The following is a 15707-nucleotide window of genomic DNA, read 5'->3' as shown; positions in this document are numbered from 1 at the left end:
GGGCGGGCCGGTACCACCCCGGTACGGTCCGCTTACTCGTACCACCGCGGCGTGTACACCCACTGCGCGCCGTGATGACCGCAAGCGAATCTTCTCGTCAGCGACGACCCGACGATCACCATCGTGCGCATATCCACATCGGCCGAGCGAAGCTCGCCGAGCGTCAGCGTGCGCAGCGTGCCGCCGGGCCGGCCGATATCGCGACCCAGCACCACCTGGGTCGATGGCACGCGATACTCCCGCACGATGTCGAGTGCCTTGTCGAGTTGCCATGGACGCGCGCGCGAAATCGGGTTGTAGAACGCCATCACGAGATCGGCCTGCGCCGCATGGCGCAGGCGGGTTTCGATGATCGTCCACGGCTTCAGGTTGTCCGACAGCGACAGCATGCAGAAGTCGTGGCCGAGCGGCGCGCCGGCCTGCGCGGCGGTCGCGAGCGCGGCCGACACGCCCGGCACGATCGATAGTTCGACGGCCGCCCATGCGTCGTTCCGGGAAGCTTCGAGCGCTTCGAGCACGGCGGCCGCCATCGCGAACACGCCGGGGTCGCCCGACGACACCATCACGACCGAGCGGCCCTCGCTCGCGAGCTCGAACGCGTGCCGCGCGCGCTGCATTTCCTCGCGATTGTCGGTGCCGTGCACGCGCTGACCGGCGCGCAGCGGGCCGGCCATTTTCACGTACGTGTCGTAGCCGAGGATGTCGGTTGCTTCGTTCAACGCGGTGCGCGCGGCCGGGACCATCAGCTCGGCCCGGCCGGGACCGAGGCCGATCACGCTCAGACGGCCGCGGGCACGGCCGAGCGTCGCGGGGTCGATGGCGAGCGGGGAGAGGGCGAGCACGACGCCGGGGTGTGCGTCGTCGTGCAGCGTTTCGTGGGGGACGCGTAGCGCGGTATGCAGCAACCTTGCGGCACTCGATTCGCCCTGTGCGGCGCTGGCATCGGCGAAGCGCAGCGGCACCTCGAGAAGCCTTGCCGCTTGCGCGAGCGCCGGGTCGGCCATGCTCGTCGATGGCGCGAGCAAGGCCGCAAGCGAAAGCATCGCGAGACCCTGCGCGTTCAGTGCCGCGCGCACGCGTGCGACGATCGCGTCGGCGGCATCGGCATCGTCGCTGGCGACAGCCGCCACCACACTGCGCGGATGAATCACGAGTTCGTCGTCACGCCCATCCCACGCGCGCGGCGTCACGCGAATCGCGAGACGCGCCGACGCCGAGCGCGGCAGTTGCGCGTCGTCGAGCCACGGCGCGTCGCCTTCGATGCGCGTGCTTTCGCCCGCGAGCAGATCCGACACGAAGCGCTTGCCCTGACCCAGGTCGGCGAGCGCATAGCCATCGGGCGGATTGAGCACGCAGGTGCCGAAGCGCAGCTCGCCGCTCGTCGTGATCGCGGGCTGTACGGCCAACGCCGCGGCGATGTCGCGCGCCATTACGTTGACGCCCGCGAGGCCGCCGAGCAGCGGCACGACCGCGCTGCCGTCCTCGGCGACCGCGAGGACCGGCGGCTCGGCGCCTTTGTTCGACAGCAGCGGCGCGAGGCAGCGAATCACGATGCCGGCCGCGCACAGCGCGACGATCGGCGTGCCGCGCGCATACAGCTCGCGCAGATGCGCGCCGAGTTCGCTGTACGAGACGTCGGCGTCGACGCGCCCCTGCAGCGCATGGACCTGGCAGTCCGTGGCAACGCCGGCCGCGGCATGCGCGCCGCGCTCGACATACGACGCCTGAATCCGCCGCGCGGTCGCAAGCGCGCCCGTACCGAGAATCACGATGGCGGGCCCGTTCATCCTTGCCATTTTTGCCCCGGCACGACCAGCAGTGAGAAATACGGCGACGCCATCGGATCGACTTCCGCGAGCGGCACGATGCGCTGATTTCGCATCGTCGCGCGTTCGACGTACAGCGCGCGCCGCGCGAGTCCGAGTTCGTCGAGCACGCGCCGTACCTTGTCGAAATTGCGGCCGAGTTTCATGATGACCGCCGCGTCGGCGTCGGCCAGACGGCGGCGCAATTCATCTTCGGGCAGCACGCCCGACAGCACCGACAAGCTCTGGTTGCGATAGACGAGCGGCGCGCCGAGCACCGCTGCGCCGCCGAGCATCGAGCACACGCCGGGCACCACCTCACTGTCGTAGCGCGCCGCGAGCCGGTCGTGCAGATACATGTACGAGCCATAGAAGAACGGATCGCCTTCGCAGATCACCGCGACGTCGCGGCCCGCGTCGAGATGGCCCGCGACGATTTCGGCGGCGGTGTCATAGAAGTCCGCGATGATCGCTTCGTACGACAGCGGCGGTTCGAGTGCTTCGGTGGTGACCGGATAGACGAGCGGCAGATGCTGCTGCGCGTCGTGCAGATACGCCTCGATGATGCCGAACGCGTTGCCCTTCTTGCCCTTCGCGACGAAATATGCGACCACCGGCGCCGCTTTGAGCAGCCGCAGCGCCTTCAACGTCAGCAATTCCGGGTCACCGGGACCGACGCCGATGCCGTACAGCCGTCCGCGACTCGTTAGCTGGCTCGCCATTTATTCGACCTCCGTCGCAAGCGCGTTGACCGCGGCGGCGGCCATCGCGCTGCCGCCGCGCCGTCCGTGCACGACCACATAGGGGACGCCGCGGCTGTTTTGCGCGAGTGCCGCTTTCGATTCCGCCGCGCCGACGAAGCCGACCGGAAAGCCGAGAATCAGCGCCGGCTTCTGCGCGCCGGCATCGAGCATGTCGAGCAGATGAAACAGCGCGGTCGGTGCATTGCCGATCACGACGACGCTGCCCGCCAGATGCGGGCGCCACAATTCGAGCGCGGCGGCCGAGCGCGTGTTGCCGATTTCGCGCGTGAGCGCGGGCACGTCCGGGTGCGTGAGCGTGCAGATCACTTCGTTGTTCGCGGCCAGCCGCGCGCGCGTGATGCCTTGCGCGACCATGCCCGCATCGCACAGGATCGGCGCGCCTTGCGCGAGCGCGCGGCGGCCCGCGCTGCCGGCACCGTCGGAGAACGCGAGGTCGTCGATCACGTCGACCATGCCGCACGCGTGGATCACGCGCACCGCGAGCTTTTCGAGGTCGGCGGGGATGCGCGCGAGGTCGGCCTCCGCGCGGATCGTCGCGAAGGATTGGCGATAGATCTCCTGACCGTCGCGAATGTAATCAAGCATGTGGAGTACTCCGGGCGAGGCGCGCGAGCAGCGCGGCGGCCTCGTCGATCGTCAGTTGGGGCGCGACGCATTGGCCGAAGCCGGGGCGGCCGTCGCGTCGATAAAGGTCGTAGAGGCCGGGCGCGGCGGCGAGCAGCGTGTAGGGCGCGCGATGGGCAGCCGCGCAGGAGCGCGGACAGCCCGTCAGATGCACGTCGACGCCGGCGGGTAAGCGCTCGGCGAGTTGCAGCGCGTCGGTCTTGGTGTCGGCGAGGCCCTTCGCGCAGCCGGCCGAACCGGCGCAGGCGATCACGTGCGTGATGGCCTGCGCGGGATCGCACGCGAGACCGAGTTCGATCAGCTTCGCGAGCACGGCGGGCACCGCCGTCGTCGCGATGTCGGGCAGCAGCACGCTTTGCCATGGCGTCGCGTGCAACCTGCCGTTGCCGTGTTTTTGCGCGAGCGCAGCCAAGGCGCGCAGCGTGGCCGCATCAATCCGGCCGAGCGGTGGTTGGCCGCCGACATGCGACGTGCCGTCGCCGCGCTGCGCGTGCGCGCCGAGCCGCAGCGATGGGTCGGCGGCGATGTGTCGTTGCCAGTGGCTCAGCGATGCGTCGCGCGCGAGCGGGAAATCGACGTAGCGCTGCGCGTGCTGCAGCAGCGCGTCGGCGCAATGCGTGGCGAGCAGGTCGCGCATGCGGGTCGCGTCGGCTGCGGCGAGGTCGAGGAACGTGTGCAGCAACGCGCGCAGGAGCGCAGGCACGCGCGACGCCGGCACCGCCGCGAGCGTGCCCGTGCCGTTGGAATCGCGATGGTCGCGCGGGTTCGAGTTTTCGCCTGCCGGAGCCGGGCACCCCGCGAGGCCGAACACGAAGCGCACGCCTTCTTCGTCAGCCGACGCCGCGAGCCACACGTCATGCGGATGATCGACCCGCGCAAGCTGTTCGCCGCCGTCGAGCAGCAGCGCGAATTTCGGCGACAACGCTACGAAACGCGCATCGCCTTGCAGCAGCGTCAGCAGTTCTGCGCACAGCGGCGTCGTGTCGATCAGCGCGTGCGGATCGCGGCCGGCGGCGGGGCTGATCATCACGTTGCGGACGTCGTCGGCGGAACTGAGCGCGCCGGCCGGTCCAAGCCCCGCACCGATCAGCGCCGCGCTCAACGCCGCTTCGTGTCCGTTACGCACGCCGCGCAGTTGCAGATTCGCGCGATTGGTCAGCTCGGCGACGCCGTTCGCGTGCCGCGTGCTCGCATCGGCGATCGCGCGTGCCTGCGCCGCGCTCAGCACGCCGCCGGGCAGTTTGATGCGGCAGATGCCGCCGTCGCGCGCGGGGACGATGCGCAGCAACCCCGGACATGCCGAGGACCGCGGTGTCGTGACCGCGTGGGACGAAACAGTGGGAGGCGAAGCTCGATTCAAAGGGGCACCGGGTTTAGCGTCGCGCGACGGCATGGCTGCGGCCTCGCTGCATGCTGCCCGACGAGGGCCGGCGTGAACGGTGCGGCCGAAAGGCGCTTCGGGCCGACCGTGGGCAATGAAAGCGGCCATTATATCTTTACGCTGTGGCCGCAGCGCCTGTTTGCCGGCCATCGCGCGCTGCCGGTGATCCCGGCAGCATGGCGCTCCGCCGCGAACCCGCGGGCCGCATGGCGGCGGTATCATGCCGACTTTCGCAACCCGCGCTCCGAGCCTGTGCAAAGCCGCATGCGTGAGCCGGTGCAATCGCTAAAGAATCGACGCAACTAATGAGGATGGATGCATGCCGGCATGGCTGACCGTAGTGGGCATTGGCGACGACGGCTTCGCCGGTTTGGGGCGGCCCGCGCGGCGTGCGTTGCTGGGCGCGTCGGTCGTGTACGGCGGCGAGCGCCATCTGGCGATGCTGCCCGCGCGGCTCGCCGCGCGCCGTGCCGCATGGCCGCGCCCGTTCGATCTCGCGCCGTTGCTCGCCGAGCGTCCGCACGCGGTGTGCGTGCTCGCGAGCGGCGACCCGATGCTGTTCGGCGTCGGCGCGACGCTCGCGCGGCAGTTGCCGGCCGGCGAGTTGCGCGTGCTGCCGGCGCCGTCGTCGTTGTCGCTCGCGGCCGCGCGGCTCGGCTGGCCGTTGCAGGATGTCGCCACCGTCTCGCTGGTCGGCCGACCGCTTGCCGCCCTGAATGCGCATCTGCGTGACGGCGCGCGCCTGTTCGTGCTGAGCGTGGACGGGCGCACGCCCGCGGCACTGGCGGCCTCGCTCGATGCGCGCGGTTTCGGCGCGACTGCCATGACCGTGCTCGAACATCTGGGCGGTGCACGCGAACGGCGTGTCGATGGCCGCGCGGATCAATGGCCGGCCGGCGAGATGGCCGCGCTCAATCTGATCGCGCTCGAGTGCCGCGCGTCGGCGCATGCGCCGCGTCTGCCGCTGACCTGCGGTTTGCCCGACGACGCCTTCATCCACGACGGCCAGTTGACCAAGCGCGACGTGCGCGTCATCACGCTCGCGCGCCTCGCGCCCGCGCCCGGCGAGTTGCTGTGGGACGTCGGCGCGGGCAGCGGTTCGATCGGAATCGAATGGATGCGCGCGCATCCCACGTGTCGCGCGATCGCGATCGAAGCGAACGACGCGCGGCAGCGCTTCATCGAACAGAATCGCGATGCTTTGGGCGTGCCCGGGCTGCAACTCGTGGCCGGCCGCGCGCCCGACGCGTTGCAGGGACTGCCGGCGCCGCACGCGGTGTTCATCGGCGGTGGGGTGACGGAGCCTGACGTGCTCGACACCTGTTGGACACAACTGCGCGACGGCGGCCGGCTCGTCGCGAACGCGGTGACGCTGCAAGGCGAGGCGGTGCTCGCCGCATGGCGCGAGCGGCATGGCGGTACGCTGACGCGCATCGGGCTCGCTCACGCGCAACCGCTCGGCGGCTTCGATACGTGGCGCCAGGCGTTGCCGATCACACTGCTCGACGTGACCAAACCCGCCAAACCAGCGGCCGATTCGTGATGCGTGACGAGACTCCCGAGCAGCCGGCGCCGCTGCGCAGCGGCTATACGACCGGCAGTTGCGCGACCGCGACGTCGCTCGCGGCCGCTCGTCTACTGCTGGCGGGCGAGGTCAGCGAGGTCGCGGAGATCGTGTTGCCGAAGGGCCAGCATGTGCCGATGCGGCTCACGTTCTGCCGCCTTGCCGCGCTGGACGGCGAGCGGATCGCCGAAGCCGGCACGATCAAGGATGCCGGCGACGATCCCGACGTGACCCACGGCGCGCTCGTGTTCGCGCGCGTGCGCCTCGTGCCCGGGCCCGGTGTGATCTTTCGCGCGGGGCCGGGCGTCGGCACGGTCACGCGCGCGGGGCTCACGCTGCCGGTCGGCGAACCGGCGATCAATCCGGTCCCGCGCCAGATGATCACGCAGCACCTCGACGAACTCGCCGCGCGCCATGCGTATCGCGGCGGCTTCGAAGTGACGCTCGGCGTCGAAGGCGGCGAAGCGCTCGCGCTGAAAACGATGAACCCGCGACTCGGGATTGTCGGTGGGCTGTCGATACTCGGCACCACCGGCATCGTGCGGCCGTTTTCGTGCTCGGCGTATATCGCGTCGATCCATCAGGGCATCGATGTCGCGCGAGCGAACGGCTATACGCATGTGGCCGCCTGCACCGGCAACGCGAGCGAGGACGCGATGCGCGCGCACTACGGCCTGCCCGATATCGCGCTGATCGAAATGGGCGATTTTGTCGGCGCGGTGCTCAAGCATGTGAAGCGCGCGCCGGTCGAGCGACTGAGCATTTGCGGCGGCTTCGGCAAGCTCAGCAAGCTCGCGGCCGGCCATCTCGATCTGCATAGCCGCAACTCCAGCATCGATCTCGAACAACTCGCCGCCTGGGCTGCCGCGCATGGCGCCGACGCCGCGCTGCAAGCGGCGATGCGCGCGGCCAACACGAGCCAGCAGGCGCTCGCGCTCGCTCACGCGCGGCAGGTGCCGCTCGGCGATATCGTCTGTCAGCACGCGTTGGCCGTTGCTCGCGATATCGTGCCGCCGCAGGTCAGCGTCGAAATCTTCGCGATCGACCGGCAGGGCAACATCGTCGGAGTCGCGCGGTGACGCGCATCCTGCTGCTCGGCGGCACCGGCGACGCGCTGAAGATCGCGCGCCAACTCGGTCCCGCGCATGTGTACAGTCTCGCGGGACTCGGCAAGGTCCCCGACGACTTGAAGTGCGCGGTGCGCGTCGGCGGTTTCGGCGGCAGCGCGGGTCTGGCGCGTTACCTCGCGAGCGAAGCGATCGGCCTCGTGATCGACGCGACGCATCCGTACGCGGCGCGGATCAGCGCGAATGCCGTAGACGCGTGCCGCGTGGCGAAGGTGCCGTGCTGGGCGCTGCGGCGTCCAGCGTGGCAGCCGCAAGCCGGCGACGAATGGCGCATGGTCGATGACTGGAACGAACTGATCGACACGCTCGCGCCGTTCAGGCGGCCGCTTTTCACGCTCGGGCGCGAACCGCTCGCGCATCTCGACGAGATTGCGCCGCATCAATTCTGGACCGTGCGCGTGCTCGATTCGCATCCGGACACGGCGCGCTCGCGCATCCTCGCGGCGCGCGGACCGTTCACGCTCGACGGCGAACGCGCGCTGTTCGCGCTGCAGGCGTTCGACGTCGTCGTCAGCAAGAACAGCGGCGGCGCCGCGACCGAGGCGAAGCTCGAGGTCGCGCGCGAACGCGGCTTGCCGGTGATCATGCTGCGACGGCCGGTGTTGCCCGAGGTCGATCGCGAGTTCGCCAGCGTTGCCGATCTTCTCGATGCGTTGCCCGCGCAGGCGAATGCGGATTCGGGTAAGTGAGCAAATAATTGGAGTACTGAATGACAGTGTTTTTTATCGGCGCGGGTCCGGGCGACCCGGAACTGATCACGGTCAAAGGGCAGCGTCTCGTGCGCAGTTGTCCGGTGATCCTGTATGCGGGGTCGCTGGTGCCGGCCGCGGTGCTCGAAGGTCATAGCGCGCAACAGGTGATCAACACCGCGGAGCTCGATCTCGACCAGATCGTCGCGCTGCTCGCGGCGGCGCACGCGAAGGGCCAGCATGTCGCGCGGGTGCATTCGGGCGATCCGTCGCTGTACGGTGCGATCGGCGAGCAGATCCGCCGTTTGCGCGAGCTGGCCATTCCTTACGAAATCGTGCCCGGCGTGACCGCGACGGCCGCATGCGCAGCGGCGCTCGGCTGCGAGTTGACGCTGCCCGGCGTGTCGCAGACGCTGATCCTCACGCGCTACGCGAGCAAGACGTCGATGCCCGAAGGCGAGCAGTTGGGCGATCTCGCGCGGCATCGCGCGACGCTGGCGATTCACCTCGGCGTGCGGCATCTCGCGCGCATCGTCGATGAGTTGCGGCCGCATTACGGCGGCGCGTGTCCGATCGCGGTGATCTATCGCGCGAGCTGGCCCGACGAGGAAAAGATCACTGGCACGCTCGACGATATCGTCGCGAAGGTGCAGGGCAGCGCGATCGAGCGCACCGCGCTGATTCTGGTCGGCCAGGTGCTGGCCGCCGAAGGGTTCGCCGATTCGACGCTGTATGCGAAGGGCAGTTGACGGCGCCGTGAAAGCCTTTCTGGCGTCAGGAAGCGGCGTGCGTTGTCGATCATAATGTGACGCAGCGCGCGAGCCTGGCCGCCGTCTGCTGGCAAAACGCGAAGCGCGAAAACGCGAAAATCCGCAAGTTCTGCACCGCCTCGCGGCGCGCAGACCGCCTGCGTCACCGATCTGCTGATCCCCATTTGCGAGAACTAACCATGATGCGTCGAAGCTGTGCCGCGCTGTCGAGCGCGGTGCGTGATTTCTTCGCGGCGACGCTGCCGGCGGGCGGCTCGTAGCGCTCGCGAACGCACGTGGTTCGCGACGCCGCGCGACTCAATCCTCGAGCGGCGACATGGCCTTGAGTGGTGCCGGCTGGTCGTCGCCGAATCGGATCGTTGGGACCAGCGCGAGCAGCGCGACCACGAATAGCGCGATCACGAACATCGACACGAAGGTCAGATGCAGCGACTGGTGCAGCACGAGCCGGACCAGATCGCTGTCGCCGAGATCGGCGGCGCGGTTCTGCAGCAGCGCCTTCAGCTGATCCGACGTGACCGTCGCGACGCCCTGCGAATGACTGAGCCCGAAGTTCAGCACCGCGCCGAACAGCGTCGCGCCGAGCGTGCTGCCGAGATTGCGCGAAAACAGGTTCGACGCGGTCGCGCTGCCGCGTTCGTCCATCCTGACGATCTCCTGGATCAGCACGAGCGAACTGACGCTCGACGTCCCCATGCCAAAGCCCATGATCAGCGACGCGAACCCGGCGACGAGCGGCGACGCGCCCGGCGACAGCAACAGCAGCAGCACCGCGCCGAGCGGCACGAACGCGCTGCCGCAGATCAGGATGCGCCGCAAACCGAGCCGGTGAAACGACTTCGCCGCGAACGTCGCGCCGGTGGGCCAGCCGACCATCATCATCGTCAGCGCGAGGCCGGCCACCACGGGCGAACGATGCAGCACGCCCTGCACGTACATCGGCAGGAACGTGGTCGCGCCCATCAGGATCATGCCGGCCAGCACCGTCGCGCTGTTGCATGCGGCGATCGGGCGGCGGCTCCATAGCGCGAACGAGATCATCGGTTCGGCCGCGCGACGCTCCTGCAGCACGAACAGCAGCACGCACAGCACGAAGACGCCGCCTGCGAACGAGGCTGGCGCCAACGCGTCGTCGCCGGCGTAGGTCAGCGTCATCATCAGCGCTGCGATCGCGGCCATGAACAGCGCGGCGCCGGCGAAGTCGATGGACGGCCGCGCGTGCCGTTCCGATTCGCGCAGGAACGCGATGAAGCCCGCCGCCGACGCGAGCCCGATCGGCACGTTCATCCAGAAGATCCACGCCCAGGACAGGTTGTGAATGATGAAGCCGCCGACCATCGGACCCACGACCGCCGAAATCGCCCACACGCTCGCGAGATAACCCTGCACCTTGCCGCGTTCGCGCGCCGGGTACAGATCGGCGACGACGGTCAGCGTGACCGGCTGGATCGCGCCCGCGCCGATCCCCTGGATCAGGCGGAACACGATCATCGCCGGCATCGACCACGCGAAGCCGGCGAGCACCGAGCCGACGAGAAAGATCGCGATGCCCGCGAGGATCACGGGCTTGCGCCCATAGAGGTCGGCGAGCTTGCCGAACACCACGGTCATCGCGGTCTGCGTCAGCAGGAACGACGAGAACACCCAACTGTATAAATGCAGGTCGCCGAGTTGCGAGACGATCTGCGGCATGGCGGTCGACACGATGGTCGCTTCGATCGCGACCATCGCCATCGAGGCCATCACGGCGGCGATCACGAGCGGGCGCGAAGATTGAATATTGCGGGACATGAAGGGCGTAGTATCGATATGTTGAATGCGTCGACGGCCCGGAGGAGGCCTTGCTGCGACGCATCGGCGCGGCCGCGCGCGGCGGCCGGTCAGGAGTATGCGCCTTGCGGAGAATGCGCGCTCGCGCCCGGGCAGCCGGCGAACCGGCCGGATTGGGCACGACCGTTGCGTATTCGGATTTCCCTTTGACACACGGAGGACAATCATGAGGATCGAATTCACCGGACGCCGGGAAGTGGTGGCTGCTGCGCGCGTCGCCTACGAGGCCAATGTGGACGGGAAGGACGTATGGTGCAGCGTGTCGCTCGACGCGCTCAATGACCATTTCGGCAATGGCAGCCTCGGCAACGGCGCCCCGTCTGCTCACGATCTGGTGGGAGCGTTCGAGGCGAACCGCGCCCGCATTGAAAATGCTACGCGGCGGGTGCTCGAACGCAACGGGGGACGGTCCGTGGAGCTCGAGACGCGCGACTTCGATTGAGCGACCCGCTTGCTTGTATCGGGTCAAGCGATTCGTGCCGCGGTGGAAAGGACTCTTCCATCGCGGCGACTATATCCGCGACGTCGGCGCGGCTACAGTATCGACGCACACACCGCTTAACGCGTGTGAGCGAGAGAGTTGGACCCGGCTGCCGGCAGCCGGGTCTTTTTTTATGGCGCGTGCGAGCACGCCATTATTTCGCTGGCAATTCGCCGCAGGAGCGTGCGACGATTAGCACGGTGATTCGCGCGACGATTGAAAGGCTGCGGTATAGTCGCGGCAACTTTAAATCCGTCTCTTCGATTCTCTGGAGAATATCGTGCAGGAAATCATCGAAGGTCTGATCCGCTTTCAACGCGAGGTCTTTCCACAGCAAAGCGCGCTCTTCAAGCGTTTGTCGACCGCGCAGAATCCCAGCACCCTCTTCGTGACGTGTTCGGACAGCCGCGTGGTGCCGGAACTGCTGACGCAGACCGAACCGGGGTCGCTGTTCGTGATCCGCAATGCGGGCAACATCGTGCCGTCGTACGGTCCGGAGCCGGGCGGCGTGTCGGCGACCGTCGAATATGCGATTGCCGTGCTCGGCGTGACCGACATCGTGATCTGCGGCCATTCGAACTGCGGCGCGATGACGGCGATCTCGAGCTGCACGAATCTGGAGCACATGCCGGCGGTCGCGAGCTGGCTGCGTCACGCGGATGCGGCGAAGGCGATCAACGCGTCGCGCCACTACTGCTCGGATGCGGAGCGTCTCGAGGCGCTGGTCAAGGACAACGTGATCGCGCAGCTCAGCAACATCCGCACGCATCCGTCGGTGGCGGTCGGACTCGTGAACAAGACGCTGCGGCTGCATGGCTGGATCTTCAATATCGAAAGCGCCGAAATGCTTGCGCTCGATGGCAAGACCGGTAACTTCTTGCCGCTTGCGGATAATCGGGAAATTTGTGCGGGTTGAAGTGGCATTAAAACGGGTTTTTAGTTTGAGGGATTGACACCTTGGCTTGCTAAAAGCCTTGCATAAAGCGAACGCGGCGCAACGGATATTTCCGGTGCGCCGCGTTGTTTTTTCGGGTTGGCCGGCGCGGCGACGCGGCTTCGATCCCACCGCGCCGCCCGGCACAACCACCTCTATCAGCTCGACGTCACCAGCGAATCCGACGGCACGAGCTTCAACACACCAGGGCTCTTCGCAGCCGGGTTCGACCACAGCAGATGCATGCTCGCCGCGCCCGTGCCGTGCACGTACTCGACCTTGATCGAGGCGCTCTGGTTCGCGGCGAGATGGACCTTCCCGCCCGCGCTGCCTGGCGTCGTGCTCGTCTTGTCGATCACCTTCACGCCGTCGATCCACAGACGCGCGACGTTGTCGCTGTTGATCGTGAACGTATATTCGCCGTCCTGCGTCGCCTTCAGCGCGCCGGTCCAGCGCACGCCGTAGTTGGTCGCGTTGACGCCGGCCGATGCATCGGGCGAATCGGTGCCGCGCTCGGTGTTCAGATCGAAATCGATCAGCGGCGTGATCGACGTCTTCACCGGCGCCGCGCTGAAGGTCGGATCGTTGTAGTACGCGACCTGCAGCACCGGCAGCTTGACGTCGAAGCCGCCCGTCAGCGCCTGCGTTTCCGACGTCTGCCAAGGATGGCCGTCCGGGTAGAACGTCCCCTGGAACGGCGTCGCCGGTTCGACCGTCGCGGGCGCGCTCGGCGTCTGGCCCCAGTGGAAGCGCGTATTGGTACGGCCGATCATGAGCTCCCACACGATGAAGCCGGTGGTGCCGCCATAGTTCCCGACGATACCCGGCATCGTCTGGCCCGTCGTGCCCGCGAAGCCGCGTTGCAGCGTCTCCGAATTCAACGCGTTGATGCTGCTGCCATTCACCGGACCCGTGTACGGATTGTTGTACGGATGGAACCCATAGAAGTCCGAAAAGTACGTGCCTTCGTCTTCCTGCACCTGCGGCGAGTTGATCGGCTGCGTCGCGCCTGCGTTCAGGATCGCGATACGCGCATCGTTCATCATCTCAGCGCGCGTGTTCTGCAATGAACCATTGCCGCTGCAGCCCGGTTCGTTCATCGGCTCCCAGAAGATGATGCGCGGGTCGTTGCGATGCGGCGCGACAAAGTCGGTGATGTAGTTCGCGAGGCTCTGCTTGTATGTGATCGCCGGGTTCGACGCGCTCGCCTGGAAGTACGCCTGCTCGACCGGCGTGCCCGGCGACTGCACCCACTGGCTGTTATGCACGCCCCAGACTGGCGCGGGCTGCGGGCCGAATTGAGGGGTGGGGTTCCAGCAGTCGTCGTAGAAGATCGGCGAAACCTTGATGCCGTGCCGCGCGGCGATCGTCAGCAGGTTTTCGAACTTGCTCAGGAAGGCCACGCGATCGTTGGCCCACACCAGATAGTGCAGGTACACGGCGACCGTGTTCATGCCGTACGTCTGCGCATAGGTGAGTTCGCGGTTGACGATCTCGGGATCGTAGTTCTCCCAGAAGTCGATTGCGTTGACCGCGTTGGACGGCGTGTAGACCGCGCCGACCACCTTCGAGAAATCGTAAACCGGCGAAGTCACGGTCGGATACGTATGGATCGTGATGTTGCTGAACGATACGCCCACACCGAAGCGCCGCACGCCGAAGCTACCCGACTGGAACGCCGCGGGCAGCGCATTGGTCGCGTCGTTGGCGCTCACCACGCGCTGGCCGTCCAGATCGACGAGGATCGCGTTGCCGCTCGTCGTCACCTTCAGATGATGCGTGCTGCCGCCGACGATCGAACTGATCGGATACTGGATGAAATTGGTCCAGTTGTTGTTCTCGCGACCCACCACGAGCGAATGCGAGCCGGTGTCGAGGCCGATGAAATAGCCGGTCAGGCTGTCCGGACCGCCCGACGTCGGGTTCGTCGTGCGCACGACGAAGCCCGCGTTCGCAGGGCCCGAGCCGACCGGTGCGGTGACGGTCACGTCCGCTTCGTACGACGCGCTCGCGTAGGTCGTGGCGAGCGCGACGGCCTTGTCGCCGGCGCCGGTGCCGTTGGCGGGCGGCGCGTCGATCGCGATCGTCGACGCACTGGCGCCCGGGTGCCAGGTGCTCGCCGAACCGGGCGCGAGGTAACTGGTGAAATCGCCGAACGACAGCGTCGTCCTCGAGAGCGGGGCGGGCGGCGCGGGGGGCGTGTACGGCGCCAGGTTCAGCGTCGGGTCGGCGATCACGAGTGGCGGGGTGGTCGTTTTCATGCCGACCGGGATGGCCTTGGCGGCCTTGAACTCATTCTGCACGTCGGCCGCGTCGGCCGAAGCCACGGCGGCGGCCGACGCCGACGAAACGGCTGTCGCCGCTGTCGCATCGACCGCTTTGACCTGCTCGTCCGCCGTAGCGGACGCGTTGGGCGAACCGTCATTACCGCCGCAGGCGCTCAGCATCGCGAGCGCGGCCAGCACAAAGTAATTGCGCACCTGTATCTCCTGAGGTCCCCGCTTGGTCGTGGGTCATAATTATTATTAAATACGCATACAGCGAACTTGCTTGAAAGCATCGCTGTAAGAGTGCGGAAGTCGATATGAATAATATTATTAGTTAGTCTGACCAGTATCGGTGGATTCCCTGATTTGCCAAAGTGGGCGCGCGGGGTAGTCGCGAGGGCGCGCGCGAGCGCGGGCATAATCCTGTTTTTCATCACCCACGCTCACCGAACCGTCCATGCCGCCCGTCGCCGCCGTCCGCCCGAGCGCCGTACCGTTGCGCAGCGTCGCGCTGATCCTCGTGTCGATGTTCTGCTTCGCGCTCGTCGACGCCCTCGCGAAATCGCTTGCGCTCGCCTATCCGGCCAACGAGGTCACGTTCTTCCGCATGCTGTTCGGTCTGTTCCCGGCCGTCGCGATGTGCCTGCGCGGCAAGCCGCTCGCCACGCGCTTGCGGCAACTGGACGTGCGCGGGCAGACCCTGCGCGCGCTGACGCTGCTCGGCGCATCGGGTCTGTTCTTTGCGGGGCTGCCGTATATGCCGCTCAGCGAGGCGGTCGCGATCGTCTATTCGGAGACCTTGCTCGTGATCGTGCTGGCGCCGCTGCTGTTGCACGAAACGCTCAAGCCGCGCGACGCGCTGGCCGCGGCAGTCGGTTTCGCCGGCATGCTGCTCGTGGTGCGCCCTGACGGCTCGCACGCGAGCTGGCTCGGGCCTGCGCTGCTGATCGCGAGTGCGTTGTGCGGCGCGCTGTCGATCATCCAGATCAAGCGCATCAAAGCCAGCGACGATTCGGGCACGACCGTGCTGTACTTCACGCTGGTCGGCACGGCCGTCATGGGCGCGTCGCTGGTCTTCGCGTGGCGCACACCGTCGTTCGATGCGCTCGCGATCATGGCGCTGCTCGGCGCGCTTGCGACGGCGGGCCAGTTCTTGATGACGATGGCGTTCCGCGATGCCGATGCCGGCGCGCTCGCGCCGTACAACTACACGAGCATCGTGTGGGCCGCGCTGTTCGGCTACCTGGTGTGGGGCGAGACGATCGGCGGAATATCGATGCTCGGTATCGCGTTGATCGTCGGCAGTTCGATCGCCGTCGCGATGCGCCGCAAGCCGGAGGAAGGGCCGCTCGTCTGAGTTGCGCTTGCGTCGCTGAAAACAGGGTCGAAGGCGGCGCCGGAAGAACCGCTTGGGACTCCGATTAAGGCGCGCGTTTGAACGGAAGAATACCCGTCGATTTCGGACACATCC

The 15707-nt window shown here is 67.3% G+C and carries 15 protein-coding genes; 9 read left to right on the top strand and 6 right to left on the bottom strand.

From position 1 onward, the window contains the following. Positions 1-32: 32 nt before the first annotated feature. Genes cobJ through cobG form a run of 4 tightly spaced genes read right to left on the bottom strand, consistent with a single transcriptional unit; the run spans position 33 to position 4586 of the window. The gene (cobJ, locus tag OKW29_RS06820; protein ID WP_429290749.1) at positions 33-1787 is read right to left on the bottom strand and encodes a precorrin-3B C(17)-methyltransferase; all 1755 of its coding nucleotides are present in this window, start codon (positions 1785-1787) and stop codon (positions 33-35) included. Beyond that, positions 1784-2527 carry a precorrin-2 C(20)-methyltransferase gene (locus OKW29_RS06815; protein WP_429290444.1) on the bottom strand — a complete coding sequence of 248 codons (744 nt, stop codon included), beginning with the start codon at positions 2525-2527 and terminating at the stop codon, positions 1784-1786. The genes cobJ and OKW29_RS06815 overlap by 4 nt, the downstream gene beginning before the upstream one ends. Continuing rightward, complete coding sequence (locus OKW29_RS06810; RefSeq protein ID WP_429290443.1) at positions 2528-3154, bottom strand: precorrin-8X methylmutase; 627 nt, start codon at positions 3152-3154, stop codon at positions 2528-2530. It abuts the gene before it with no gap. Beyond that, entirely contained in the window at positions 3147-4586 is a 1440-nt protein-coding gene (gene cobG / locus OKW29_RS06805) for a precorrin-3B synthase (protein WP_429290442.1), read from the bottom strand. The genes OKW29_RS06810 and cobG overlap by 8 nt, the downstream gene beginning before the upstream one ends. A gap of 39 nt (positions 4587-4625) precedes the next feature. Between cobG and OKW29_RS06800 the strand changes: the two genes are divergently transcribed. From OKW29_RS06800 to OKW29_RS06775, 6 genes are read left to right on the top strand one after another with little or no spacing between them, the layout of a single operon-like run. Then, entirely contained in the window at positions 4626-4880 is a 255-nt protein-coding gene (locus tag OKW29_RS06800) for a hypothetical protein (protein WP_429290441.1), read from the top strand. Between the two features lie 13 nt (positions 4881-4893). Further along, positions 4894-6117 (top strand): precorrin-6y C5,15-methyltransferase (decarboxylating) subunit CbiE, encoded by a 1224-nt coding sequence (gene cbiE, locus OKW29_RS06795; protein ID WP_429290440.1) that lies wholly within the window; start codon positions 4894-4896, stop codon positions 6115-6117. Then, positions 6117-7217 carry a cobalt-precorrin-5B (C(1))-methyltransferase gene (locus OKW29_RS06790; RefSeq protein ID WP_429290439.1) on the top strand — a complete coding sequence of 367 codons (1101 nt, stop codon included), beginning with the start codon at positions 6117-6119 and terminating at the stop codon, positions 7215-7217. Before cbiE ends, OKW29_RS06790 begins: the two co-directional genes overlap by 1 nt. Then, the gene (locus OKW29_RS06785) at positions 7214-7954 is read left to right on the top strand and encodes a cobalt-precorrin-6A reductase (RefSeq protein WP_429290438.1); all 741 of its coding nucleotides are present in this window, start codon (positions 7214-7216) and stop codon (positions 7952-7954) included. Before OKW29_RS06790 ends, OKW29_RS06785 begins: the two co-directional genes overlap by 4 nt. 20 nt (positions 7955-7974) lie before the next feature. Then, on the top strand, positions 7975-8703 hold the full coding sequence (cobM, locus tag OKW29_RS06780; RefSeq protein ID WP_184035399.1) for a precorrin-4 C(11)-methyltransferase: 729 nt from the start codon (positions 7975-7977) through the stop codon (positions 8701-8703). A 56-nt stretch (positions 8704-8759) separates the two neighbouring features. Beyond that, the gene (locus OKW29_RS06775; RefSeq protein WP_429290437.1) at positions 8760-8984 is read left to right on the top strand and encodes a hypothetical protein; all 225 of its coding nucleotides are present in this window, start codon (positions 8760-8762) and stop codon (positions 8982-8984) included. A gap of 37 nt (positions 8985-9021) precedes the next feature. Here the strand turns inward: OKW29_RS06775 and OKW29_RS06770 are convergent, their stop codons facing one another. Then, positions 9022-10515, bottom strand: a complete 1494-nt coding sequence (locus tag OKW29_RS06770; protein ID WP_429290436.1) for an MDR family MFS transporter — start codon at positions 10513-10515, stop codon at positions 9022-9024. A gap of 205 nt (positions 10516-10720) precedes the next feature. Between OKW29_RS06770 and OKW29_RS06765 the strand changes: the two genes are divergently transcribed. Further along, on the top strand, positions 10721-10996 hold the full coding sequence (locus tag OKW29_RS06765; protein ID WP_008923225.1) for a DUF1488 domain-containing protein: 276 nt from the start codon (positions 10721-10723) through the stop codon (positions 10994-10996). Between the two features lie 319 nt (positions 10997-11315). Next, complete coding sequence (locus tag OKW29_RS06760) at positions 11316-11951, top strand: carbonic anhydrase (RefSeq protein WP_429290435.1); 636 nt, start codon at positions 11316-11318, stop codon at positions 11949-11951. A gap of 176 nt (positions 11952-12127) precedes the next feature. Here the strand turns inward: OKW29_RS06760 and OKW29_RS06755 are convergent, their stop codons facing one another. After that, positions 12128-14449, bottom strand: coding sequence for a PA14 domain-containing protein (locus OKW29_RS06755; protein ID WP_429290434.1), 2322 nt, complete (start codon positions 14447-14449; stop codon positions 12128-12130). 244 nt (positions 14450-14693) lie between these two features. Here OKW29_RS06755 and OKW29_RS06750 point away from each other — a divergent pair, with 244 nt between their 5' ends. Further along, on the top strand, positions 14694-15593 hold the full coding sequence (locus OKW29_RS06750) for a DMT family transporter (RefSeq protein WP_429290433.1): 900 nt from the start codon (positions 14694-14696) through the stop codon (positions 15591-15593). Positions 15594-15707: the final 114 nt, after the last annotated feature.

It is taken from the genome of Paraburkholderia sp. CI3, assembly GCF_050436505.1.
Lineage (GTDB): Bacteria > Pseudomonadota > Gammaproteobacteria > Burkholderiales > Burkholderiaceae > Paraburkholderia > Paraburkholderia tuberum.
This window is presented reverse-complemented; position numbering and strand designations above follow the sequence as displayed.